Here is a 23,150-nt window from a genome sequence, read left to right on the forward strand (position 1 = left end):
CGCGATGCAACAATGGGACAGACTATGGATCGCCAACCTTGCTGGAGGCTGGTGTGTGGGAAACATTCGTAATTTCTAACAAATCATAGATTGCATTATCGTCGGCCTCGCGCTCCTCGAGATCGCGGGCAATATGCATCCTGTCCTCCAGCCGGTCGGCCTTGGTCTTTTCCTTCAGGACCTTGTTTTCCTGAAATTGCTGAACGCCTTCAAGCTGGCGGTCCTGGACAACGAGACGGCCGTAGCGGTCCGAATAATGCCTGGAGAATGTCTGGTGCACCGGGTCCATGGAACTCATGGCTTCCAGCACGTTCTCCATGGATTGCGCCACTTCGGTACGGGTGCGGGTCGTATCGGCCAGTTCCACCTCGGCCATTTTTTCCATGTGCCGCTGGACGGTTACCAGACGCTTGAGTTTGGCAGAGCGCTTGTCCGAAGCCATCGCATTTCCCCCGATCAAAAGCCGATGAAGACCGGGCCGAAACCATCCACGAATTGCCGGATGAGGGCCGCGACCGACAAATAAAGCATGAAAAGACCACCCGCGAGAACGAAGGGTGTCGAGATAAAGAAGACCGGAATCTGCGGCGCGAGCTTGTTGATGAGGCCGACCGCGACGTTGAACATCAAGCCGTAAATCACGAAGGGGCTGGCAAGACGCAGCATGATCGAGAAGGAGGCCCTGAGCGTATCGGTCAGCGTAATCAACATCTTCTGGCCGCTGATCAGCGCGCCGACCGGCGTGGCGGTATAGGAATCCACCAGCGCCTTTAGGACGATGTGGTGGAAATCGAATATGAACAGCACCAGCAGGCCGCCGAAGGTGATGAAGTTGGATATCTGGTTTTCCTGCACGTCTTCGATGACATCGGCGCCTCCAGGCGCACTGAGGCCAATGGACGCGCCGATGAGCGCGCCGGTGAACTGGAAACCAAGTGTGTAGAACCGCGCGATCAGGCCATACATCGAGCCGATGACGACCTCGGTGAAGATGAGGCCGACGACCGTGCCCTGGCTCGCGCCGGAAACCTTCGGATAGATCGTGTCCCACAGCACCGGCAGAAGCGCCATGGACACCGCGACGCACAGAAGCATGCGAATCTGCGGCGAAATGCGCGAACTCGAAAAGCCCGGCATGGTCATGAAGCATGCGCCGATACGGCAGATGGCAAGGAACAATGCAATGATTGTCCCTTGCGGGTCGGTTATCATGAAATGGCGCCCAAGATCTTGATCTCCAGACCCTTGGCCAGTTCCACATGCGAAAGAACCGGCAGGGTCGCAAAGAGTCGCTCGATAATCATGCGCACATAGGACCGCGTTTCCGGCGAGGTTACAAGGACAAAGGGCAGGCCGCGATCCATGAATTCACGGATAACTTTGGATGCCTGCTCGGAAAACTCCTCGAGATGGCGGGGATCGATGTCGAATTCGACGATTTCGCCCTTCTGGTCGCGCTTGAGCGCCTGGTGGAAGACCATATCCCACTTGTTGCCAAGGCGCAGGACACGCAGCACGCCATTGTCGGCAAGATCGCCGCAGAGCTGCTGCGACATGCGTACCCGCACATGTTCGACGATCTGTTCCGTCTTGCGCACATGCGGCGCAAGTTCGGCGACCGCTTCGAGAATGAGGTGCAGGTTGCGGATCGACACACGTTCGGCGAGCAGCAGTTTGAGGACCGCCTGCAGGCCGGAATAGGACATGTGCGACGAGCAGATCTCATCGGCCAGCTTCTTGTATTCGGGATCGAGCCTGTCGATGAGGATCTTGACGTCCTTGTAGGACAGGAGCTGCGGCAGGTTGTTGCGGATGACTTCGCTCAGATGCGTCAGCACCACGGAGACGTTGTCGATCGGATGGAAGCCTTCGCGCTTCAGATCCTCGGTGAAGGTTTCGAGGATCGAGACGGCGGGCATGCCGAAGGCGGGTTCGCGGATTTCGTCGCCGGGAATGCTCGGCTTGCGCCCCGCGCCCGTCACGACGAGAACGTCCCCTACACGCAGGTTGCTGGACGCGATGGTCGTGCCGTGGACGCGGATCTGGTAGGCCTTTTCCGGGATCATGATATCGTCGGAGACCTTGATCTCAGGCACCACGAAACCGTATTGCGAGGCGAATTTCTTGCGCATCTTGCCAACGCGGAATGCCAGTTCCTGATGCGCGCCGAGAAGGCGGGTGGAAACCTGCTTGCCAAGCGCCAGTTCGATCTCGGCCGTCTTCAGCACCTGCTTGACCGAATCCTTTTCCGCCTCGGTGGTCTGGAGAACCTTGTTCTCCTCTTCCTGACGCCGCAGCGCGCTTTCGGCTTCCGCCTGGCGCGGAATATACCAGCTGCCGAAGGCCATGATGCCGCCGAGGAAGATGAAGGGCAGGAAGGGAAGGCCCGGAATGATGGCGAGCAGGCCCATCAGCATGGCCGAGACCATCAGCGCGCGGGGATATCCGCTCAACTGGTTGACGACGGCCTGATCCGTCGAGCCGGCCGTGCCGCCGCGCGAGACGAGAAGGCCGGCAGCCAGCGATACGATCAGGGCCGGGATCTGCGAAACGATACCGTCACCGACCGAAAGCTTGACGAAGACGTCGGCCGCTTCGCCGATCGGCATGCCGTGGCGGAAATAACCGATGATGATACCGCCGAAAATATTGATCGCGGTGATGATGAGGCCGGCAATGGCATCGCCACGCACGAATTTCGAGGCACCGTCCATCGAGCCGAAGAAGGAGCTTTCCTCCTCCAGTTCGCGGCGGCGGCGCTGCGCTTCCTTTTCATCGATGATACCGGCGGACAAATCCGCATCGATCGACATCTGCTTGCCGGGGATCGCGTCAAGGGTGAAACGCGCCCCGACTTCCGCGATACGCGTCGCACCCTTGGTGATGACGATGAAGTTGACGGTGATCAGGATCAGGAAGACGATCAGACCGATCACGAAATCGCCGGACATGACGAGGCTGGAGAAGCCAGCGATCACGCCGCCCGCCGCCGTCGGCCCTTCATTGCCGTGGGAGAGGATAACGCGTGTCGTCGCGATGTTCAGCGACAGGCGGATCATCGTCGCGATCAGCAGCACGGTCGGGAAGGACGAGAAATCCAGCGGCCGCTGGATCCACAGCGCCACCATGAGGATGAGCACCGAAAGCGCAATCGAGAAGGCCAGGCCGATATCCACCAGCATGACCGGAATGGGCAGGAAGAGAACGCAGAGGATCGCCACGATGCCCAGTGCGAAACCGATGTCACGCGTGCTCGGACTGACCTTGGGCAGGGAGATGACTGGTGGTTGCGCCATAAATTCGTCCTGTCTCTTCATGAGAAGGGCGACGGAAAAGCCGCCGCACGGTTCCGCGGCACCGGTTTTTGAAAAGCGAACGCAATTCGGCCCGATGCTTCAGCCTATCCCTAGCGGCTGAAGCTTGCGCGAAGGTGGCATCTCAAACGGGCGAGCGTCAGAAGCCGGACTGGATGCGGGAAAAGACGAGATTGGAAAAGAGCGATATCTGCGCGCCCACGAAGGGGGCGGCGACGCCGAGCACGAGCATGATCGTGACGATCTTGGGAACGAAGGTCAGCGTCATTTCCTGAACCTGGGTCAGGGCCTGAATGAAGGCAATGACGACACCGACGATCATGGCGGCGAGAACCGCGGGACCGGCCGCGACGAGAACCGTCCAGACAGCCGCCTGCATGATATCAAGCGCATCGGCCTCGTTCATCGTCGCATCCTCAATCCGGAAAGGCGGCGTCATGCCGCCTCTTCAATGTCAGGTACCGGCGGCTGAATCCGAATCGGTACCGCTATCAGATGTACTCGTAATCGGGCCGTTGGAGAAGGTCACGCCGGCCTGCAGCAGCACCTTGTCACCAGCTTCGGTGATGGCGACAACGCCGTCCGAATAGACCTCGACTTCCTTCACCACGCCGGTGACGGTGTCGTCGGCGCTCTTGACCGTCTTGCCGACCAGATCGGAGGCGCGCGTCAGGGCTTCCGCCTGCAGCATGCTTTTCAGATGGGTGTTGGTCTTGATGGTCTGCTCGACCTGCGAGAAGCTTGCGAGCTGCGACATCTGCTCGCCGGCATCCATCGGGCTGGTCGGATCCTGGTTCTTCATCTGGGCGATGAGGAGCTTCAGGAAGCTGTCGTAGTTCAGCGATGCTGCGCTGCTGTCGGAGCTGCTTGCCCCGGCATTGGCCCAGGGATTTGACGCTGCCGAAGTGACTGCATCTACCGCCATGGTGCGATCTCCTTGCGAATCTGTTCGATCGTTGCGGGGGTCATTTCCTGATTGTTGAGGATTTTTTCCTCGATCGGATAAAGCCCGCGAATGGCCTTCAGCGCTTCGAAGGCCTTGCCCGAGGCAACCAGCCCGTCGATCCGCTTCAGTTCCGCCAGAACCTCGTCATGCTGGAAGCAATTCAGCAGCATGCTGACCGACTTGCGGAACATGTTGGTGGACTGCTCGCGCCCTTCCGGGTTGATGAGGATCATCTGCGCGATGAAATAAAGCTGCCGGAGCGGCGTTGTCGCCTGGTCGGGCTGCAGAACGTGGTTTTCAAGCAGGAACGTGACATCGTTCAGGAATTCCAGCGCCACCTTGCGATCCACACGCAGAACCGCGCCGTTGATGAAAATCTTTTCGCCCGATTTCAGCGAAATCCGAAGTGTACTTTTCATTTCAGTCCATCCCTGATGATGGTTGTCACGTCAATTATGCCCTGGAAATTCGTCGACTGACGTTTCCGGATCAGTTCGCACTCTTTCAAAATCCAGATCGCGATGGAAATCAGATTGGCCCTGAGTTCCATGGCCAGCTGGTTGTCGGGTTGCTTGAGATCCTCAATGAAGCGGATCCAGACCCGTCGAGTGTAAAAAAGTGCCTCGATCGTGTGGCGCTGCGAAGAGGAATCCCTTGCCTCCACCAGAAGGTCGATCGATTTTGTCAACGCCTGCCGCTCGCGATCCTTCGCGTTGGCGACACCATCCTCCATGATTTCGGCGTAGGAAAACTGGTACATTCATGTATCCTTTATCTGCCGCCACCCCTGTTCATCAGAGGTAGTTCACCAGACTCATTTTTTGCAGACGCGACGTGAGGCTGTATGCGATTTCAATCTGCTGCTGCAGCAGATCGAGGCGGGTCTTCGCCTCGTAGGTATCGATCCCCTCAATATCCAGCAGATGCGTTTCGATGATCTTCTTCTGGGCTGCCAGCGAGTCATTGGCCTTCGAAACACGGCTTTCGGAAAGGCCGAGCTGGCTTTGCTGCTGGTTCAGACCACTGATGGCGGTACCGATATTGGTCACCGACTTGGTCGCCACCATTTCGCGAACGCCGCTATCCACCTTTTCGTCGAGGAAGGTCATCGCCGTCATCGCCGTCAGTGCAAAATAACGCATGCCCTGCGAATTGCTGTTGCTCGACGTTTCCACGACCTCATTCTGGCTGATGCGGCTCGTCATGTTGGTGTCGCTCGCCTTGGAGCCGAAGGTCGTCCAGAAATCGTAGTTCTGGCCAGCCGTCAGGCTGCTGTGCGGCGGGTTCGTGACCGTGGTGGTGCCGTTGAACACACCTTCGATATGGGTCATGAAGGCTTCGGCCTGGGTCTTGGACAGGCCGGTGATGTCGCCCACCGCCGGCGTCTGCGCCGCCATGAATGCGTTCAGCTCCGCCTCATAGGCTTCCTTCAGGGGTGACCCTTCAGCGAAATAGTCATCGACGGGCTTCACGTCCGTATTGATGCCGGAGAAGAGAAACTCGCCATTGACCGCCGTATTGGCGAAGCTGGTGAAATTGTTGAACGCATTCGAGATGGTTTTGGCAACCGTCGTCAGCGTCGGTGCTTCGCTGCTGGTGTTGGGGACCAGAACCTTCTGAATTTCCTGCGCGGCCTGCGCCATGCCGTCGAGCGCCGTCTGCGAAGATTTGAGGCGTTGCGTTGCAATCGAGTTGACGCTGACCAGCGAGGAGATGCGGTCGATATCGCGATTGAGATCGAGGCTTCTGGCGGTGTTGGCGCCCAGCGTCACGCCGAGATCGGCATGCTTGCCCGTCGTCAGCTCGGTATTGAGATTGGTCATCTCAAGCTGAGCCTTGAGGATGGTGCTGCGCATGCTGTTCTGCATCGCCAGCGATGAAATGAATGACGTTTTCATCGTTTACCTCACCATGTCCATCAGGGACTTGAGCATTTCATCAACGGTCGTCACCAGTTTGGTCGCGGCCTTGTAGGATTGCTCGATATCCATGAGCAACGATAGTTCCTCATCCAGGCTGACCGCCGTATTGTTCGAATAGGACGTGGCGGAGCGCTCATAAAGCGCGCTTTTCGCTTCGTTCGCCGAAGTCGCGCCGGAACGTTCCTGTTCGAGCCACCCCATCGAGTTGGTGCCGTATTTCAGGATGCTGGTATTCGTATCGATACGTGTCGACGCGGCAAAATTCATGGGCGCGTCAAAGGCAGTAACATAGCTGCGGATCAGCTCGGAGAAACCGGTTCCCCCCGACGTTGCGGTATTGATCACGTAATCGGTACCGTTGATGCCGCCGTCACGCAACAATTCCGGATTGCCACCTTTGGAAATAATTAACGCCGGGTTGACGGTAATGCTGGCCGCGAGCCCGGGAGAGACAATCCCGTCTGCCGGAATGGTCGTCGCCGCCGGCGAGCCGTAGGTGAAGAGACCCGGCATATCCGGCAGGCCGCTGGTCGCATCCGCCGGCTTTTCCGCAAACATGGTGATGAGGCCGCGGGCGATTTCGTCGAGCTGGCTCTGCATCGTCGGCGCCAGATCGTCACGAACCTGCATCAGGCCCTGAAGCGACCCCTCAGCCGTCGTGTTGCTGCCGCTTCCTGCCTTCAGCGCTACGCCATCGACATAGATTGCGTTGCCAGTGGTCGTCGCATCAAAGCCCGGCTGCGTCTTGAAGGTGACGCTGCGCGGCACAATTTCGAACAGCGTCGCGCCATCCGTCGTATAAAGCGCCACATCGTTGTTGGGACGATTGACGACATTGATGCCGATGATGGAGGAAATATCCTTCAGAAGCGTCTCGCGCTGATCGAGAGCGTCGCTTGGATCGCCGCCGATCGCCGTCTGCGCCTTGACCTCGTTATTGGCTTCCTCGAACTTCGCAAGCAGCCCGTTCAGCTTGTCGACCTGAAGGGCGATTTCCTTGTCGGCGCGCAGACGCATCGCCTGCAATTCGCTCGAGGCCTTGTTCAGGGAACTGGCGACATCGGTAGCCGAGGTAACGGCCGTTGCGGCCAGAGCGGCATCGCTCGGCTTGGCCGCGTAGGCGTCCAGGCTCTTCAGCAGTTCCTTCATATAGGTTGCCGGCGAGCTCTCATAATCGTTGCCGCCGAAAATGCTCTTCATTTCCTCAAGGCCGGTCAGAACCGTGCTCTGGCCGGAAGCGAGAGAAGAGCTGGAGATCGTCTGCCTGAGAAGACTTTCATTCTGGGCACGACCGTTGGAGACGATACTCGCTCCAGCCATGGTCGTGCCGAGAATGGCGGTTCGCTTGACGTAGTTCGCATTGCCGACATTGGCAATGTTTTTCGAGGTAACGTCCGTCTGCTTACCTGTATTATTGAAAATCGACTGCGCAGTATTCATTGCTGACGTGAGCGACATTCATCTGTCCCCGTGAGAAGTATTATCTCTTCAGATTGATCAGGACGTCCATCAAATCCGATCCAGTCTGGAAGACTTTCGAATTCGCTGTGTAGATACGCTGGGATTCAATCATGTCGGTGAGTTCGCTGGCGATATCGACGTTCGAGCCTTCCAGCGCACCCTTCTGGATGTAACCAAAGCTGCCCGTCTGCGCGAAGCCGATGGTGACGACACCCGACTCGTTGCTCGGCAGATAAACGTTACCGTTCTGCGGGCTGAGATTGTCGACGCTCGGCACCGTGGCCAGCGCCAGCTGGTAGATGTTGCGGCGACCGCCATCCTGATAGACCGCCGTGACCACGCCGTCCTTGCCGATTTCCACATCCTTGATCTGGCTCGGGCCGTTGCCGTCCAGAACTGCTGTGCCGGGGGTAAACTTGGTCGAGAACTGCGTCATTTCAGACAGATCGATGTTGATCGCCTGCGCCACGCCGCTGACCTGATCATTGATCGTGATCGACTTATCCGACGTGGTGGTGAGCTTGTTGGTCGCAGGATCGAATGTCAGCGTGACACTTTCCTGAACGAGGTCCGATGCTGGCGTAGCCGTATAGGGGAAACCGCCATTCGTCGACTGATCCTGACGATAAACCGCTACTTCCCAGGTATTGTCGCCGGTCTTGGTATAGTAGAAATCGTAAAGTACCTTAGCGCCACCGCTGTCGAATGCCGTCAACGAGGTCTTGTTGCCGAACGTCGCGGTTGCGGAGTTGGTGCTTGGAAGCGATGCCGCCGCCACAGCCGCGTCGTCACGGTTAAGATTGGCCGGGAAGCTGCCCTGCGTGGAGGGCGATGCCGTCAGGCCGAAATTATTGACGTTGATGGCTTCAAGACCCGTGAAGCCGTTGACCACGGCCGCCGGCGGGTTGGAACCATAAGGATAACCCATCAGCTGGAAGCCGGCCGCGTTTTCGAGATACCCTTCCGAATTCTTCACGAAAGAACCGGCACGCGTGAGGTAGGGCGTGCCCGCACCATCCTGAACCACGAAGAAGCCGTTGCCCTGAATGGCAAGGTCGGTGCTCGAGGTGGTGTAGGAGAGGTTGCCCTGCTCCGAAATGCTGTAGCGAACGTTGGACTGAACGCCGCCGGAGGCGTAGCTGCCCGACGACGAGGGCAGAACGAGCGAGGAGAACGACGTCGATGCGCGCTTGTAGCCGGTGGTGCTTGCGTTGGCGATGTTGTCGCCCACGGTGCCCAGCTTGTTCGCCTGTGCATTCATGCCGGACACACCGGTTCGCATAGTGCCGAAAATACTCATTCAAAAACCCTCGTGGTCATCTTTCAGGGAGAAGGTAAAGCGTTTGGCTTGCGTGAAGCTGTCGGAAATACCGCGTTTGAAAAAGACCACGCGGGTCAATGAAAATCATTGCCAATCAATGCTGTAGCCGAGGAAACGTTTGGAATCGACCGGATCGTAGCCAAGCTTCTTGCGCAGCTTCTTGCGCAGCTTGCTGATATGGCTTTCGACGACGTTTTCTTCGACGTCGTCATCGAAGATGCCGTAGATGGCATTGAAAATCTGCGCCTTGGAAACGCGGCGTCCGCGATTGGCGATCAAATATTCGAGGATGCGGCGCTCACGGCGCGGCAAGGGGAACACTTCACCACCCACTTCGGGGTCGCGGCCATCGGAGAAAACCCGGATCGGCCCGGCATCGGTAAAGTTCGAGATGACCTGCAGCCGGCGACGGATCGCCGCCGCACGTGCCAGGATTTCACGGGGGTGAACCGGCTTGCGCACGACGTCGTCGACGCCGCTGTCGAAAAGCGCCAGCGTCGATTCCAGCGAGGGCTGGTCGCTGACCGCGATCACCGGGGCCGTCGTGCGATCCCTGATCGCCTTCGGCAAAGAAAAGCTCCGGTCGCCCTGGCCGATCAGGAAGGCTTCCACAGCCGCAAGATCGCTTTCCGCGGCCGTCGAGACCCATTCCCCGAATTCGACCGGATCGAACCCGGTCGAGGGAATGCCCTCACGCCCAAATAGAGATGTATAGCCGTCTTTAACGAGCTCGCGCTCATCAACCACTACGATCATTCGTCCGCCTCCGAATCAGTGTGGTGTTTTCCAATGTGGCATTGGTACGAATCGGGGGATTCAGCGACAACTGTAGGAAATCATCGATAGATATTAATAATTGATTAACTATTTTGTGCCGATTTGATCTATATATAGTGGGTATTAACCATATATGGCACAAAATTTTTGTGTAGAAATTTCAAAATTCCGAAAAAACCGCTTGAAATGCCTTTTTTCGATCAATCTATCGCCACATTTCAAAATACGAGTCCTGCGGCGCCTGAAAGCAATTTCAGGTTGTTATCCGTCGCAGAAATTTTTCGCGTTGGGAGTCCATTTCCCGTAGCCCGTCGCCACCAGATTGGCGATGACACGACAGACATATTTCTTCTGCGCCGGGTCATTGTTTGGACCCGCATGATAACGGGCGACCGCCATGGTCCAGGTTTCATGCCTGTTGTGGAGGTTGCGAAGGAACATCGCGGCATATTCCACATTGCGGCGCGGATCGAACATTTCCCGCGCGGATGCAAAGTTTTCGCCATGGAAATAATGATTTATCTGCATGCAGCCGAGGTCGATCAGCTTGGCGCCGTTGCGCTTCGCCGCCTCGAAAGTGGTCAACGCCTCCTCGGTGGAGGAGGCAAATACCGGTTTTCCTTCAATATTCATGGCATTGGGGTCGAGACGCCCCTTGCGACCCGTTTCGGTCAGCCCCACCGAATAGAGAATTCCCTCCGGCACGCCATATTTGCGTGCCGCCGACTGGATCTCTCTTTCACAGACACCTGACGTTGCCGAAGCCGACGCGTTTTCAGAGGTAGACGCCATTGTCAGCAGAAGAGCGGGCAGAGCCAGGAGCGCCATCCATGCCTTCATTATGCACCCCCAAATTATCGCCATTGCCTTGCCGGTCGCCCCGTGCACCGGACTCGTCACGGTTGCGCCCCGCGGCGGCCTGCTGGCCCTGCTGCTGCGCCTGCTGATTTTGCTGATTGTTGCCCTGTGTGCCCGTTTGGTCACTCTTGTCGGAAGAAGCGATGCTGATGGTGATGTTATCGACCGTCAGACCCTGCGCCTTGAGACCCTCGAGGATGCTCTTGCTGTCTTCCTGGAGCTTTTTATAGGCCGCAACGCTCTCCACCGTCATGTGAACGGCAAGCTCGTCACCGGCAAGACGCAGCGACATCGTCACCGATCCGAGCTCAATCGGTGTCATATGCAGCTTCAGCGTATGGACGACCTTGCCGGTGCTGCTCTGGGCCGCCGCATTGGAGAGCGACGAACCGGGCTGCATGGCGCTCACCCATTCCGGATCATTGACGATCAGCCCGGTCAGGGCCGAAGCGTTGGTCGAAGGCGCGAGACCGATGAAACGCCGCGAATCGAGAACCGTTATCGTATCGGCCGCCTTGCCGGTGCTTTCCCTTGCATCGAACTCGACACGGCCTTCACGCTGAACCGTGCTCATATCGAGAGCGCGGGCAGCACCCGAACGCGGAGACGAAAAACGGAATGCCGAGGCATCGCCTTCGTTTTCCGAAGCCGAGCCCGCCTCGTTACCGGCAGCTGCGATCCCTGTCGGCATGTCCCTGGGCGAATGCTCGGCCTTGCCCCGGACAGGTTCCGCCCGGTCTGATTTCACCGTGTCGGCCTTGCCGGCAATCGCCTGTGCGATTTCCTCAAGCGGCGTCTTGGCCGTCGCCATTTCGGCGGCATTGGCCGTCACCAGCTGCAGTTCCGCCAGCTTCGGATCGATCGCATCGGCCGTCACCTCGGTGTCCTTGTCGGTGTCGTCCTTGGGCTTCTTGCCGGTCTTGCCGTTTTCGGGTGTTGCGCGGGTCGTTTTCACCGCGTTCTGAAACTCGGCCACCGTCTCCTGCGCACGACCTTCGCCGGCATGCTCGTTGACGATCACATTGAGAAATGTTGCAGGCCGCTTGACCGGGACATCCATCTTTTCCGCCTCGCCATCGGGCTGCGCCTGCTGTTCTTCTGCCGGCTTCTCGTCCTCTTGATGCCGCGAATGCAGTGCCTGCGGCGGGCGCTCGTCCCGGACCGTGGAAAGGGCATCGCCGAAACTGCCGCCCTTGGCGTCGTCCCTGACGTTGGCGCTGCCCGCGCGCGGATCGGATGGCGGCGCATTCATTATCGCGTTGATGGCTGCGTCGATCATGGTGCCCCCTCGCCTTTCTTTAACAGGCTGTCGATTTCATCGAGCTTGCTGCGGCCACTCGTCACGAGTTGCCGCACGTTATCGCCCTCATCGTCTGCCTTCTGGGTTTCGACCCGCCATATGCTCTTTGCATCGGCAGCAATCGCCTCGTTTTCGGGCGCTTCCCGCCCGGTGTCCTTCGTGGCCGCAGTGTCGGTCTCGACGCCGGGCTGCAGGGAAGGAGGACGAACCACCTGTTCGGCAATCGCCCTTGCCGCCTCCCGCAGCGCCCTGTCCCGATCCGAAAGCTGCGCTTCGGGAATTTGCCCGATTGTCTCGATCGCGCTCACCACATCGGGCGTGCCGATGTTGGAAAGGCTTTCATAGAGATTTGCCTGTACTTCCGGCTGATCCGGCAACGAAGCAGACAGCGACTTCGCCTTCAACGCCGCCATGCGCGCCAGAGAATCCTTGCCGCTGATCGCCGCCAGGCGGGAAAGGCGCAGATAGGCTTCCTTCTGCCTCTCCGTATCCATCATGGCGAAGGTTTCCTGTATCGCCTCCTCGCCGATGGAATCGGCGCGCTTGACCACCAGCGAGACCAGAAGGTCCGCGAACTGGCTGGCATAGGGCGAATGCAGGAACCGCCGCGCATAACGCTGCGCATAATCGACGCCGCGTGCCGCATCGCCGTCCTCGACCGCGATGGCGAGCGAACGGCGCAATGCCGCCTCCTCAACGATGGTGCCGGGCGCTTCGAGCCGGGCTATGTCGTAAAAGCCAAGCGCCGCCAGCGGATCGCGCGGGATCGTCACATTGCCGCCGATCAGCGCCAGATAAGCGCCAATCCGCTTGCCGCGATATTCGGGCACCATGGCCGCGATGCTCTGCGCCACAAGCGTTCCCTTGCCGGACAGGTATTTGCGCAGGATATCGGCAACGCGGCTGTCGAAATTGCCATCCACATCGCGTGCGACCAGAAATTCCAGCGTCGCCGGATTGCCGCCGCTCATCGCATAGATCAGCGCCGCATCGACATTGCGCGGATCCTTGAAAATCGCCGAAGGCGCGCTCTTCAGCCGCTCATCGATGGTCTGCAACAGAAACCGCTGCATTTCCGAGGCGGAATGGTCGCCCATGGCAACCGAATCCTGCACGAATTGCAGGGAGCGCAGCATGGCATAGGGCATGAGATTATCTTGCGATTGCGAAAACGCCCTGCCCGGCTCGGAGCCGAGGCCGCAAAGCGTCGCCGCAAGAAGAAGCCAGCGTTTCGAGGTTTTCGTCACACTCACCCCCGATCGGCCTCAAGCAGAATTTCGATACGGCGGTTCGCATCCGCCAGAGGGTCCGCCGGCACCTGCAATCTACGGTCCGCGAAACCCGAGACCTGCTTTACCCGCTCTTCCGACAGGCCGCCGCGCACCAGCATGTAATAGGCGCTGTGGGCACGATCCATGGAAAGCCGCCAGTTGTCATTGGCCTCGCCCTTGAATTGCCGTCCGTCGGTATGGCCGCGGATCACCACGCTGCCACCGCGCTCCTGCAGCAGCTTGCCGATTTTTTCCATGGCCAGAACCATTTCACGCCGGGGAACGGCCGATCCGATATTGAACATCGGCGTTTCCGTCTGATCGGAAATGGTCAGCAGCAATCCGCCTTCGGCCGGCGTCACCACCAGACCTTCGGAAAGCTTGCCGGTTATGCCTGAGATCTGCTTCTCGATCTCTTCGCGCAGCGTGTCTGCCTTTTCCCAGTCGGCATCGCTCGCCTTTTGCTGCGCATCGCTTGCCTGTCGCGGCTCATCGGGCTTCGGCTGCGCAAGCGCTGCCTGCTCGGCGGCATCCGGACGCTGCTGCGGCACCACGGCGGCGATTTCCGTCGGCTTTCCGTCTTCAGCCTTGTCAGCCGGTGTCTCGGACGCCTTGAGCGCGACCGCCTGAGCGTTCTCGGCCGCATCCTCCGGTTTGCTCTCGGCAAGTTGCTGCTGTTCAACCGGTTTCTGCGGCTGATCGGCGCGGGTGATTTTTACCTGCTGGGTCCAGAAATCAGGATCGAAGGGATCGCGATAGGCTTCGCCGCCGCTTGCGCCCGTCGCCGGCCCGGAATCGGCAGCGCCGCCTTCGCCCTTGGCGCTGACATTGGCCTGCTGCCCCACCTGCTGGGCGATTTCCGCCAGAACGGAATAGGGATTTTCGAAAAAGTCCGCTTCGGAGAAATTCGACTGCTCACCGGTCTGCGAGGTCAGGTCTTCGCCCGTCGCCGCGGCGGAACCTTTGGTGACCTTTTCCGCCTGGATGTTGGACTGGTCCTTCTTCTGGACGCCCTCTTCCTTGTCGACAGGCTTTTCCAGCCCCTTGGACGAGGGTTTCTCGTCCGACAGCTTGATCGGGTTGAAATAGCTGGCGACCGAGGCCTTGGTTTCCTCATTGGCGGCGTTGACAAGCCACATGACGAGGAAGAACGCCATCATCGCGGTCATGAAGTCCGCATAGGCGATTTTCCACGCACCACCGTGCGCGCCGTCATGCCCGCCCTTGTGGCGCTTGACGATGATGATCTCGTTCTTGCCGTGGTGGTGATTTTCGCCTTCACTCATTTCATCACCTTGCGAAGACTGGATGCCCAGGCGGACATGCGCGTCACGAACACGCTTTCACCCAACTCGATCGAAAGATCGATATCGGCGGTCTCGGTAAATTTCATCGTTTCTTCTTCAAAGCCCGGCTGGGTCTTCAACTGCTCGAACAGGTTTTTCGGGCCTTTCACGACAAGCGTGACCGCCTCGCCATCCGGCATGGCAGTGCGCACCACATCCGCCAGTGCCGAGACCGCCTTGAGCGACAGCTTTTCCGTCAGAAGCGGCGCAAGAATATTGGCGGTCTGTTCGCTGAGATTGGCGGCGATTGCGTCGATACCCTCGCGCAGACGGCGCGACAGAAAAATGGCCGTCTCCTCAAGATAGACAGAACGGAGTTCCTCCAGCTCGGCGGCATGGGCGGCGAGCAGCTCTTCCCGCTCGGCCTGCATCTTTTCGGTGATCTCGCGGGTGGCATCCTCGCGGCCCCGGGCATAGGCCGCCTGTTTTTCGCTTTCCGCATCGACGGGTGCTACCTCGTCGAAACCGGAAGTGACATCGGCAAAACCGGACGCGAAATCGGTAGCGACATCCGCCAACGGGTCGCCAAAGGCCGATGAAGCCGGTTGAGCCTCACCGAAATCCTTGAGAAATCGTGCAATCGACGCGCTCATGCCTGCCCCCGGCAAAACGGGCCGAAAGGGCGAAACATGTCCCGTTGCCTGCGCGAATCGCAAAAGCCGCGCCGCATTTCCGGACGGAAAACCGGGGTCCACTTTTCCTGGAAATGCTGTAAGCCGTTTGGCGGCACCACCGTCATCCTTGCTACCCTGCCCGTCTCTTCCACGTTTCCCGGCCGGATCACGCCATGCGATCCGCCCCATATTGACCCGACGTTAGGTGTTCAAACTTGTGCGAGGATGAAGGCGGGCTCGATCAGGAAGCCTGCACCCATTCATCCCCGCGCGCCCACGCCGGCCAGACCCGTTACTTGAAGAGCTGGAGGATATTTTCCGCGTTGGCGTTGGCGATGGAGAGCGCCTGGATGCCGAGCTGCTGCTGCGTCTGCAGCGCTTTCAGCCTGGTCGATTCCTCGTTCATGTCAGCATCGACGAGACGGCCGATGCCCTTGTCGATCACATCCATCAGGCTGGAGACGAAGTTGTCCTGCATGCTGATGCGGCTCTGCAACGAACCAAGGCTGGAAGCCGTGCTGGTCATCGCCTCAAGCTGGCCGTCGACGAAGGACATCATCATGTCGATGGCGTCTGCGTCGGTATAGGTCGTGCCGCTGCCGGCAAAACCACCCATGGCTGCGGCGACGATGTCGAGATTGCCGAGATCGAGGGTGGATACGGAAAAGCCGAGGGAACGATCGGCGGAAGCCGTTCCGCTGCTGGTATCGTAAAACCAGTCGTTGCTGCTGGTGTCGCGATAGGCGGGAGAAACGGTGGTGCCGCCGCTCGACGGATCTGTCGCCGTCACCTTGACCCATGCATTTTCGGCAAGGCGGAGATAATTGGCGGTCCCGTCACTATAGACATTCGGATCCGTATTCGTATCCGTCGTCGCGGCATTCAGCGCGCCGATTTCTGCATCGGTAAGCTTCGGTACGACATAACCCGCCTCCGCCGTCTTGCCGGCGGTCGTCGACGTCTGGGTAACTTCATATTCCGTCTTGCTGACAAAAACGGCATTCTTGTCGAGAATGCCGAGCTTTCCGCCGCTGAGGTCGAAAAGCACGGTGCTGCCGTCAAGCGTGTAGTCAACGGTGGTGACCCCGACATTGCCCGAGCCTGTGCGGGTGAAGGATGCAACGACCTTTTTGGTGATCGATTCCTCGACCGGCGGCGTGCCGCCGTTGCTGATACTGGCCTGCAGCCAGTTTTCACCCGAGAAGGAGGCCGATTCGGAGATGCTCTTCAGCTGTTCCTGAAGCTGCTTGATTTCATCCTGAATCTTGCTGCGATCGGCACCCACGCCATAGGCGGCGACGAGCTTGGCCTTGATCTGCTTGACGACCTCGATCGTGCTTTCAAGCGCGTCATAGGCGGTGTCGACCTTGGCGGCGCCCAGACCCAAAGCATCCTGCACGGCCGAAAGGGCATTGTTGTCGGAGCGCATCGTCGTCGCAATGGACCAGTAGGCCGCGTTGTCCGCCGCAGTCTCGACACGATAGCCGGAAGACACGCGCGCCTGCGTCGTTTCCAGGTTCTTGTCGATCATACGCAGGGTTTGCAGCGCGGCCATTGCCGCCGCATTGGTCAAAATGCTGGTCATGGGGTCCACCCAACTCAAAATTTAAGAAAAAATCCGGCGCTGTGCCGACAACGAGCAGGGGCATCATGCGCATCGGCAATGGCCAGAACCGACCACCGCGACCTGCCGTTCGTTAACAAATCGTTAATGCGATAGGTAACAAACAACAAGACTGATTTGCAAGGCGTTCCTCGCTTTCGCAGCCGGGTTTCGCATAAACCGGCAGGCTTCAGGCAAGCTCGGGTTAAAACGCACCGGAACGAGGCCGTTGCGCCCGCGAATTTCGGCGCGCGCAACGGACATTGACGGAAATAGGGAGCGGATGATCCGGTTAAGCCGCTTCGCCCTGACGGGTGGGCACGAATCGCGCAGCCGTCAGGCTTTGACGAAGAAACTCGGTGTTCTCATCAGGATTTTCGGAAGGGTTCTGAAACGAGACGTGATTGATCTCGATCGCCGCATGATCGTTGGCGAGCGTCAGCCGCGCATAGACCGTGGCGCCCTTCGGCTTGAGCTCGAGATCGAGGACGATCTCCGGCGCGCCTTCCCATTCGAGCTTATATTCGCCGCCGGCGCCGAAATTGATCGTACCGGGATGATAATAAAGCTCTGCCGCCGAGGAAACGAGGTCGGCGATACTGCCATTGCACTCGAATCGGAGCAGCGAAATCAGGTCGGCCGGGTCTAACAATCGAAGTTCGGTGGCGATCGGGTTGATCGCCTCTGCGACGATCATTTCCCGCTGTTCGGAATAGGCGGATTTTTTCATTGGTTTTATTGAACCCGTATTTTCGATGACTTCATGGCGTAAACCCGGTGAACGAGCTCAGCCACAGCCTTGTAAAAGACTGGTGGAATCACACTATCTACCGAGACTTGCGCAAACATGGAGCGTGCAAGCGGAGGGTCCTCAAAAACGGGGATATTGTTTTCTTCCGCAATCTCGCGGATTTTCAATGCGATAAGGTCCTGGCCCTTGGCGACGACAACAGGTGCGTCGCCTTCTTCGCGCACATAACGCAGCGCCACCGCAAAGTGTGTCGGGTTGGCGATGACAAGTGTGGCGCGCGGCACATTGTTGATCATGCGGCGGCGGGCACGGTCGCGGGCGATGGAGCGCTGGCGGGATTTGACCACGGGGTCACCCTGCGACTGCTTGTATTCTTCCTTCACCTCATGCTTCGTCATTTTCAGCTGGCTGAACCAGTGATGGCGCGTCCACAAAACGTCGACGGCGGCAAGCAGCGCGGTCGAAAGCAAAATCACGACCATCATCTTTTTGACGATCTCGACCAGCTTGACGAAAATCACCTGCGGATCGGAGAACATCAGATCGATGAGGCTGTAAAAATCGCCACGCAGGGCAAAGAACATGATGACCGAGACGATCATGATCTTGAACACCGACTTGCCGAATTCCACGAAGCCCTGCTTGCTGTAGATGCGCGTGAAGCCCTTCGCCGGCGAGACGCGTGACCATTGCGGACGCACCCGCTCAAGCACCGGCGACGGTAGGTTCTGGAAAAACGACGAGGCAAGCCCGAAAACGATGAACATGATCATCGCCGGCATCAGCAGATAGGCAATCGAGGTGCCGAGAAAATACAATAGCGACAGGGCATCCGGCCGGGTGCTGAGGTCCCACTGTTCGGGCTGACCGAACAGGTCCTTCAATGTGACGCCAAGACGACCGGCGCCATCGGGCAGAAAGAAGACCAGGTAGCAGTAAAAAGCCAGCGACGAGGCAAAGATCGGCACTTCGCGGGAAAAGGGAAGATTGCCCTTTTCCGCCGCATCGCGGAGTTTTTTCTCCGTCGGGGCTTCTGTTTTACTGTCCTTGTCCTGATCGTCTGCCAAGGCACGTCCCCGGGATCAAAAAAAGGCCCGCCGATCCCGGCAGGCCGTCATCCCGAAACTAGCGTCCGTGACCGGCCATCGCAATGGCCGGTTCCGCCGTAAGGGCGGGTTATCAACCGGCTTCCGCTCAAGCGGCGGCCGGTTGGTCTTCCGTGGCGGCTTCCTTCAGCTGGATCTGGCCGGAATTGGCCAGCCGGATCGCCTCCTGCGCAACGGCGCGGCGTGCGATCGCCACTTCGCGGGTGTTGATCGAGGCCTGCGGCACCGCCAGGTCCGATTCGATCATGCGGCGCTGGCGCGGGCTGATGCTGGAGAGCACACATTCCTTGATTTCCATCGTGGCGCCGCGCAGCGCCATCGTCAGAACATCGGCCGAAACATCGTTGAGCAGCAGGACGCGGCTGCGCTGCGGCATGAACATGAGGTCGTCGAAGAGGAAGATCTTCGGCTTGACCTTGTTTGCGGCTTCCTTGCTGAGCGTCTCGAGCGAGCTGAGCAGCGTGTCGACCTGCGGCTTGTCCAGTTCGTTCATCAGATCGGCAACCTTCGTGGAACCGCCCGCATTACGCTCGGCTTCGATTTCGTTGATGAGGTTGACCACACGCTTCTCGATGATCTGGGCCGCCGTGGGGCTGACCTCCTTCATGTTGACGGTGCGGTTCATGATATCGGCGCGCTGCTCTTCCGGAATGGTAAGAAGTACCTTGGCGCCGAAGGACGAGGGCAACATGGAGAGAATATAAGCGATGGTCTGCGGATGTTCGCGCAGCAGGAACTTGCCGACGAATTCCGGCTCGGCTTCCTGCAGGCGGTCCCAGATCGACGCTTCATAGGCCTGGAAGGCCGCACGGCGGCCGAGAAGGCTGTCCACCTCTTCAGGGGTCAGGCCTTCTTCGAGAATGCTTTCGATTGCCTTGGCATTGTCCATCAGACCCGTTCCTTCGGTGAACAGGTCTTCGAATTCCGCCACGATCTGCGCGAGTTCATCCGGAGGGATGACGCGCAGGGTCTGGGCCGAGGAAATGATCATCTGCAATTCGTGCTGCGTGAAAAACTTCAGCAGCTTGCCGGCGACGCCCTTGCCCATGGCAAGCAGCACCGCGGCCGCCTTGTCGGCCTGAGACAACGGTTTCCCTGCCAGGGGGTTACCGAAATCCTCGAAGTCCATCATGGTCTTTCCTCTCCGTCCCCACAGGGATCAGGCTTTTCGCGTACTCAGTACTTCAATCAATTTTACGCCGAAGCGCGTATCGTCGTCTTCCAGAACCGTTATTTCACCGCGCGCAATACGGCGGCCATTCACCATGATTTCGACCGGCTCGCCGATCTTGCGGTCGAGTGCGATCGTCGCTCCTTCTTCAAGGCTCATCAGCCCCGAAACGAGCATTCTGCTGGTGCCGAGAACGATCTGGACATCGATCGGGATGTCCATGATCATTTCCATATTTTCGGACAATCCGCTGCCGAGCGGCGCCTTCACACCCGCAACCTGCGGGGCGGCGGCAAAATCATCCATCGCAAAATCGGTCGTTCCGCCACCGAAGGCGGAAAGGTCGTTGTCCGTCGAAACCTCGTCCGTGCTTCCAAAATCGCCGAAGTCGCCAAAATCGGACAGCGAACCTTCCGCATCCGTCTTGAGGACGCCACGCAGATCGCCGATAGCCTGGTCGAGGTCGCCGCCGTCTTCAAACGACGGCAGCGCCGCATCATCGGTCACAGGTGTTTTCTTCGTAGCCATGCGCTGATTATTCCCTTTGAAACTTGCGTCAGCCTGCCCAGAACCGCAAAGGCCGGGCAGGATTTTAACCCATCAAATGTCGTAAGATCTCGTCGTCCGTGCTGACATTGTTCTTCACCCGAACCATGTAGCGGTCGCCGGACTTGCCGAATTCGCAATTATAGAGCTTGGAACCGTTGGCGCTGACCTCGACGCCGATATCGTCCTGCTTCAGAGCCTGTAACGGGATGACATCGCCGGCCACCAGCTTCGAGATCGTTCGAAGCGTCAGCGTTTCGAGCTTGATGCGCGCCTCGAGCGTGACCTGCGACCGCTTCACCTGCTCCGAAATCATCTCCATCCATTCCTCCTGCTTCTTCAGCGCCTGGGCGGAAGCCTTGGGAGCGATGATGGAGGTTTTGAGCAGGGGCCGCTGCGGTACGATGAGGGAAAATTCCGACGATACCTTGCCGATATCGATCTTCATGCGGATGGTCACGCCGTAAAGGCCAGCGATCATCTCGTCGAAGGCACTTTTTCCGTTGGCATTGAAGGGCGGGTCAATCGTCGCCTCGAAGCCGCCCGGCGCATTGACACCGGAACGCAGTACGCCCGCGATGCGGCCGAGAACCATGGCCGCAAGGTCGAGCTCGATATGGGAGAGGCTCCGCTCGTCCGGCTCGCCGATGGTATCCGGCGATGCGCCCAGCATGCGCTCCATGAGCGCGATGACGAAGCCGTTGCCGACCGTCATCATGAAATTGGGGCACCAGTTGCGCAGCGAACAATCGGCGACCGAGACATTCTGCCCGACATTGGCGATGAGATCGGTCATCAGTCCCGATTCGGAGCCGACATATTCCACATCGATCGCAATGCCGGTCTCGCTGTGGAAGATATCAGGCAGGAATTCGCTGTAGAGATGGCCGATATCGGAACCGATCTTGGCGATCGTCTTGCGGTCGGACAGCCCTCCCGTCAATTTTGCGAGCAGGGCGGTGTCGATGGCGGGTGCTTTTTGCGCTGCAGCTTTTGCCATCATCATGCCGCCTTGTTTTCGCCGCCGGGATTCATCATCTCCTGTTCGACGGCGTCAATCGACGGCCGCTCGTAGTTGGAGATGGTCTTGCGGCCGTATTCGAGTGCGACCTGCGGCACCGAGCCGTTCATGTAGGCGATCAGCGTCTGCTTGACGATGATGTAGAGGCGATGCTGCTTGGTGCGGACGATCTTGACCTGCGAAGCGAGCGGGTTGCAGATCGAGTAGGACAGGATGATGCCGAGCATGGTGCCGACGAGTGCGGCGCCGATCAGGCCGCCCAGCACCTCAGGCGATTCGTTGATCTTGCCCATGGCCTTGATGACGCCGAGAACCGCCGCGACGATACCGATGGCGGGGAAGGAATCGCCCATGGTGGTAATCGCGTGATAGGGCTTCAGCTTGTCGTTCAGGATCGTCTCGATTTCCTCGTCCATCAGCGCCTCGATTTCGTGGCTGCGGGCGTTGCCGATGATGATGAGGCGGACATAGTCACAGATGAACGAGGTCAGTTCTTTGTTCTTCAGAACCGAGGGTGCGCTCTGGAAGATCGAGGATTCTTCCGGATTATCGATGTGGGCCTCGATCTCGTTGCGCGATTTCGTGCGCAGATCGCGCATCAGCGAATAAAGCACGCCGAGCACGTCGAGATAGTTTCGCTCCTTCGGGACCGAATGCTTGAAGGCCTCGCCGAGCGCCTTGCCCGAATCCTTCACGACCTTCATGGGGTTCGCCATGATGAAGCCGCCGAGACCGGCGCCGCCGATGATCATCAATTCGAACGGCTGAACCAGCACGTCCAGATGACCGCCCATCGCCATATAGCCGCCGATGATGCAGCCGAAGGTGATTATAAGTCCAATTACAATATTCATTGATCGACCACGCCCGAACAGTGTTCCATGCCGCCATGTCTAAAAAATGTGGCTTGCGTGAACCTGTCCGCAAAGCCTCTCCCGCGCTGCCGCCTCCAGCCAGCTTCGCACAAGCAAGCCACGGCACTATGCCGGCAAAGGCGGACGTGCGCCTTGAGATCGGGATCAAAACGAGAGCGACGGTTCAGTGACTTCCACCTACACCAGCTACAGACTGATCAGTCAGGATATCGGCAAATCGCTTGAGCGGGTTTCGGAGCAGCCCGACGTGGCGCGCGAAACCGAATATTACCGCGCGAAGATCGGCGATGTGAAATCCATCGACGACTTCATGGCCGATACGCGCCTTTACAATTACGCGCTGAAAGCCCACGGGCTCGAGGACATGGCCTATGCGAAGGCCTTCATCCGCAAGGTGCTGACGGAAGGCACCTCGGACAAGGACGCCTTCGCCAACAAGCTTTCCGACAGCCGTTATGCGGATTTTGCGAAGTCGCTGGATTTTGCCGGCCTGGGGGCCGCGGCAACCTCCACCGAGGCCGCCAAATCGGGCGTCATCGGCAAATATACCCGCCAGACGCTGGAACAGGAAGCGGGCGACGACAATAACGGCGTCCGGCTCGCCCTTTATTTCGAACGCAAGGCGTCAACCATCACATCGGGCCTCGACTTTCTGGCGGACGATGCGCTCGCTCAGGTGTTTCGCACGGCCTACAACCTTCCCGACGAATTTGCCGCTGCCGATGTCGACAAACAGGCGGCGCTGATCGAAAAAACTATTGATATCAAGGATCTGCAGGATCCCGAAAAGGTCGGCAAGCTGCTCGAGCGTTTCACCATCATGTGGGAAATGCAAAACCCATCGACGACCTATGACCCTCTCGCCGTTTTCGGCTCCTCCAGCGGCTACGGCATTTCCCCGGACCTGCTGATTTCCATCAACTCCCTGAAACTCGGAGGCAAATGAT

The 23,150-nt window shown here is 58.6% G+C and carries 24 protein-coding genes; 1 reads left to right on the forward strand and 23 read right to left on the reverse strand.

The features are described 5' to 3' along the window. Positions 1-22: 22 nt before the first annotated feature. The 23 genes from AC5YUO_RS04980 to motA form a co-directional block, all read right to left on the reverse strand. Positions 23-442 (reverse strand): hypothetical protein, encoded by a 420-nt coding sequence (locus tag AC5YUO_RS04980; RefSeq protein ID WP_400818205.1) that lies wholly within the window; start codon positions 440-442, stop codon positions 23-25. Between the two features lie 14 nt (positions 443-456). Next, a complete protein-coding gene (gene fliR, locus AC5YUO_RS04985; protein WP_020812910.1) occupies positions 457-1,212 on the reverse strand; it encodes a flagellar biosynthetic protein FliR in 756 nt (251 codons plus the stop codon). After that, entirely contained in the window at positions 1,209-3,296 is a 2,088-nt protein-coding gene (gene flhA / locus AC5YUO_RS04990; RefSeq protein WP_400818202.1) for a flagellar biosynthesis protein FlhA, read from the reverse strand. The genes fliR and flhA overlap by 4 nt, the downstream gene beginning before the upstream one ends. A gap of 157 nt (positions 3,297-3,453) precedes the next feature. Next, entirely contained in the window at positions 3,454-3,720 is a 267-nt protein-coding gene (gene fliQ / locus AC5YUO_RS04995) for a flagellar biosynthesis protein FliQ (RefSeq protein WP_003503352.1), read from the reverse strand. Positions 3,721-3,768: 48 nt separating this feature from the next. Beyond that, positions 3,769-4,239, reverse strand: coding sequence for a flagellar hook assembly protein FlgD (gene flgD / locus AC5YUO_RS05000; protein WP_496154471.1), 471 nt, complete (start codon positions 4,237-4,239; stop codon positions 3,769-3,771). Then, entirely contained in the window at positions 4,230-4,679 is a 450-nt protein-coding gene (flbT, locus tag AC5YUO_RS05005) for a flagellar biosynthesis repressor FlbT (RefSeq protein WP_004432543.1), read from the reverse strand. The genes flgD and flbT overlap by 10 nt, the downstream gene beginning before the upstream one ends. Next, complete coding sequence (gene flaF, locus AC5YUO_RS05010) at positions 4,676-5,020, reverse strand: flagellar biosynthesis regulator FlaF (RefSeq protein WP_004432537.1); 345 nt, start codon at positions 5,018-5,020, stop codon at positions 4,676-4,678. Before flaF ends, flbT begins: the two co-directional genes overlap by 4 nt. A gap of 34 nt (positions 5,021-5,054) precedes the next feature. After that, positions 5,055-6,158, reverse strand: coding sequence for a flagellar hook-associated family protein (locus AC5YUO_RS05015; RefSeq protein ID WP_496154472.1), 1,104 nt, complete (start codon positions 6,156-6,158; stop codon positions 5,055-5,057). Between the two features lie 3 nt (positions 6,159-6,161). Continuing rightward, positions 6,162-7,640: a flagellar hook-associated protein FlgK gene (gene flgK, locus AC5YUO_RS05020; protein WP_496154473.1), complete on the reverse strand. Its 1,479-nt coding sequence runs from the start codon at positions 7,638-7,640 to the stop codon at positions 6,162-6,164. Positions 7,641-7,662: 22 nt separating this feature from the next. Continuing rightward, entirely contained in the window at positions 7,663-8,943 is a 1,281-nt protein-coding gene (locus AC5YUO_RS05025) for a flagellar hook protein FlgE (protein ID WP_496154474.1), read from the reverse strand. Between the two features lie 105 nt (positions 8,944-9,048). Further along, positions 9,049-9,720, reverse strand: coding sequence for a response regulator transcription factor (locus AC5YUO_RS05030; RefSeq protein WP_004432529.1), 672 nt, complete (start codon positions 9,718-9,720; stop codon positions 9,049-9,051). Positions 9,721-10,002: 282 nt separating this feature from the next. Then, positions 10,003-10,569, reverse strand: coding sequence for a lytic transglycosylase domain-containing protein (locus AC5YUO_RS05035; RefSeq protein WP_496154475.1), 567 nt, complete (start codon positions 10,567-10,569; stop codon positions 10,003-10,005). Next, entirely contained in the window at positions 10,517-11,878 is a 1,362-nt protein-coding gene (gene fliK / locus AC5YUO_RS05040; protein WP_496154476.1) for a flagellar hook-length control protein FliK, read from the reverse strand. Before fliK ends, AC5YUO_RS05035 begins: the two co-directional genes overlap by 53 nt. Then, positions 11,875-13,152 carry a chemotaxis protein MotC gene (motC, locus tag AC5YUO_RS05045; protein WP_496154477.1) on the reverse strand — a complete coding sequence of 426 codons (1,278 nt, stop codon included), beginning with the start codon at positions 13,150-13,152 and terminating at the stop codon, positions 11,875-11,877. Before motC ends, fliK begins: the two co-directional genes overlap by 4 nt. Then, complete coding sequence (locus AC5YUO_RS05050; protein ID WP_496154478.1) at positions 13,149-14,456, reverse strand: MotB family protein; 1,308 nt, start codon at positions 14,454-14,456, stop codon at positions 13,149-13,151. The genes motC and AC5YUO_RS05050 overlap by 4 nt, the downstream gene beginning before the upstream one ends. Continuing rightward, positions 14,453-15,109 carry a hypothetical protein gene (locus tag AC5YUO_RS05055; protein WP_496154479.1) on the reverse strand — a complete coding sequence of 219 codons (657 nt, stop codon included), beginning with the start codon at positions 15,107-15,109 and terminating at the stop codon, positions 14,453-14,455. Before AC5YUO_RS05055 ends, AC5YUO_RS05050 begins: the two co-directional genes overlap by 4 nt. A gap of 313 nt (positions 15,110-15,422) precedes the next feature. Next, on the reverse strand, positions 15,423-16,715 hold the full coding sequence (locus AC5YUO_RS05060) for a flagellin N-terminal helical domain-containing protein (RefSeq protein WP_400818177.1): 1,293 nt from the start codon (positions 16,713-16,715) through the stop codon (positions 15,423-15,425). A 310-nt stretch (positions 16,716-17,025) separates the two neighbouring features. Further along, positions 17,026-17,463, reverse strand: a complete 438-nt coding sequence (locus tag AC5YUO_RS05065; protein ID WP_400818174.1) for a BspJ family T4SS effector nucleomodulin — start codon at positions 17,461-17,463, stop codon at positions 17,026-17,028. Positions 17,464-17,468: 5 nt separating this feature from the next. Then, positions 17,469-18,551, reverse strand: a complete 1,083-nt coding sequence (gene flhB, locus AC5YUO_RS05070; protein WP_400818171.1) for a flagellar biosynthesis protein FlhB — start codon at positions 18,549-18,551, stop codon at positions 17,469-17,471. 127 nt (positions 18,552-18,678) lie between these two features. Continuing rightward, positions 18,679-19,722, reverse strand: a complete 1,044-nt coding sequence (gene fliG / locus AC5YUO_RS05075) for a flagellar motor switch protein FliG (protein ID WP_400818168.1) — start codon at positions 19,720-19,722, stop codon at positions 18,679-18,681. Between the two features lie 27 nt (positions 19,723-19,749). Beyond that, positions 19,750-20,289 carry a flagellar motor switch protein FliN gene (gene fliN / locus AC5YUO_RS05080; RefSeq protein WP_400818166.1) on the reverse strand — a complete coding sequence of 180 codons (540 nt, stop codon included), beginning with the start codon at positions 20,287-20,289 and terminating at the stop codon, positions 19,750-19,752. A 64-nt stretch (positions 20,290-20,353) separates the two neighbouring features. Continuing rightward, a complete protein-coding gene (locus AC5YUO_RS05085) occupies positions 20,354-21,313 on the reverse strand; it encodes a FliM/FliN family flagellar motor switch protein (protein ID WP_496154480.1) in 960 nt (319 codons plus the stop codon). After that, entirely contained in the window at positions 21,310-22,182 is an 873-nt protein-coding gene (gene motA / locus AC5YUO_RS05090) for a flagellar motor stator protein MotA (protein ID WP_020010426.1), read from the reverse strand. Before motA ends, AC5YUO_RS05085 begins: the two co-directional genes overlap by 4 nt. A 187-nt stretch (positions 22,183-22,369) precedes the next feature. Here motA and AC5YUO_RS05095 point away from each other — a divergent pair, with 187 nt between their 5' ends. Beyond that, complete coding sequence (locus AC5YUO_RS05095; RefSeq protein ID WP_035263933.1) at positions 22,370-23,149, forward strand: DUF1217 domain-containing protein; 780 nt, start codon at positions 22,370-22,372, stop codon at positions 23,147-23,149. The last annotated feature ends 1 nt before the right edge of the window (position 23,150 follow it).

The sequence above is a fragment of the Agrobacterium sp. LEGMi-208b genome (assembly GCF_059511785.1).